The 1,715-nt window shown below is 73.3% G+C and carries 2 protein-coding genes and 1 pseudogene; all 3 read right to left on the bottom strand.

Annotation, left to right across the window (positions count from 1 at the left end; all coding sequences use genetic code 11):
• Positions 1–206: NAD(P)-binding protein (locus TN53_RS40460; protein WP_046263869.1), on the bottom strand; the 206-nt coding region annotated here is incomplete at its 3' end.
• Positions 207–265: 59 nt separating this feature from the next.
• Positions 266–1,528, bottom strand: coding sequence for a ketosynthase chain-length factor (locus TN53_RS40455; RefSeq protein WP_199924739.1), 1,263 nt, complete (start codon positions 1,526–1,528; stop codon positions 266–268).
• Positions 1,525–1,715, bottom strand: a pseudogene (locus TN53_RS40450) (beta-ACP synthase); the annotation flags it as partial. The pseudogene TN53_RS40450 and the gene TN53_RS40455, both read right to left, overlap by 4 nt.

Here is a 1,715-nt window from a genome sequence, read left to right as displayed (position 1 = left end):
CACTCGATGAGCTGCGGCGTCATCGACTCGCCGACCGCGAACCGCGGATGCTGCCCCGCGTCCACGAGGACCACCTTGGTGCCCTGACGGGCCAGGATCGCCCCGGCGACCGAGCCGGCCAGGCCCGATCCCAGGATGAAGACGTCGCAGTGCTGGACGTTGTCGGACCTCTTGGCCTGGCCCTTGGCCATCACCTTGCTGGCCATACGCGCCACCCTCTCTTCTGACGTTGTCTGAGCCGTGTCTGTAGGGGCCCGGCCGGCGTTCACGAGCCGCTCCGGCGCACGACCATCGCGGAGTTGAAGCCGCCGTGGCCGCGGGCGAGCACCAGCGCGGTGTCCACCCGGGCACTGCGCGCCTCGCCGGTGACCAGGTCCAGGCGGTAGGCCGGGTCGGGGGTGACGTGGGCGGTGGGCGGGATCACGCCGTCGCGGATGGACAGCAGGGCCGCGGCCACGTCCAGGGAGGCGGCGCCGGACAGCAGGCGTCCGGTCATCGTCTTGGGCGCGGTCACGGCGACCGCTTCGGGGCCGAAGACCTTGGTCACCGCGTCCGCCTCGACGCGGTCGAGTTCGGGGATCGCGGCGGCGTCGGCGAAGACCACGTCGACGTCGCCGGGTTCGGTGCCCGCGTCCGCGAGGGCCTGGCGGATGGCCCGCTCCAGGCCCGGCTCACGGCCGGGGCCGGGCGGCGGGTCGAAGGTGGCCGCGTACCCGGCGATCTCGCCGTACACGCGGGCCCCGCGCTCCCTGGCCGCCTCGGCGTCCTCCAGGATGAGCAGGGCGCCGCCCTCGCCCGGCACATGGCCGGCCGCCTCGATGTCGAAGGGGAGGTAGGCGCGGCCGGGGTCGTCGCTGGTGGACAGACGTCCTCCGGCGAGCTGGGCGACATGCCCCCAGGGGCAGATCGAGCCGTCGACCCCGCCGGAGACGATCAGCTTGCTGCCCTTGCGGATCTGACGCCGGCCCTGCGCGAGGGCGTCCAGGCCCCCGGCCTGGTCGGAGACGACGACGCCGCTGGGGCCGCGCATGCCGTGCCGGATGGAGATCTGGCCGGTGTTGACGGCGTAGAACCAGGCGAAGGACTGGTACGCGCTGACGTACTGGCCGCCCTTGCTCCACAGCGCCTGCAGTTCGCGCTGGCCGAACTCGAAGCCGCCCGAGGAGCTGGCGGTGACCACGCCCATGTCGAAGGGCGCCCACTCCTCCGGCGTGACGCCCGCGTCCGCGAGGGCCCAGTCGGCGGCGACCAGCGCGAGGCGGGTCATGTGGTCGGTCTGCGGCAGCAGCCGGCCCGGCAGATGGTCCTCGGCGACGAATCCGGGGACCTCGCCCGCCAGGCGGGACGGGTAGCCGGAGGCGTCGAAGCGTCCGATCTCGCCGATGCCGCTGCGGCCCTCGACGGTGGCGCTCCAGAAGTCGTCGGTGCCCAGGCCGTTGGGGGCGGTGACGCCGAGTCCGGTGACGACGACACGGGTGGTCGTGGACGGGGCGGCGGCTGCCGTGCTCATGGCCTCGGTCGTCTTCATGCCGCCCTCCGCAACACCATGGCGCTCTGGAACCCGCCGAATCCGCTGCCCACGCTCAGGACCGTGTCGGTGCGCTGTTCACGGGCGTGCACCGGCACGTAGTCCAGGTCGCACTCGGGGTCGGGCTCGTGGAGGTTGGCCGTCGGCGGCACCACGTTGTTCTCGATCGCCAGGACCGAGGCGGCGA

The sequence above is a fragment of the Streptomyces sp. WM6386 genome, assembly GCF_000972385.1.
In the GTDB taxonomy this organism is placed as follows: Bacteria; Actinomycetota; Actinomycetes; order Streptomycetales; family Streptomycetaceae; genus Streptomyces.
Note: the sequence above shows the minus strand (reverse complement) of the source record. Positions and strands in the feature narration are given on the sequence as shown.

Bases quoted from the DNA above. Each gene is read 5' to 3' on its own strand.
- TN53_RS40455 (WP_199924739.1), bottom strand. From the start codon at position 1,528: ATGAAGACGACCGAGGCCATGAGCACGGCAGCCGCCGCCCCGTCCACG.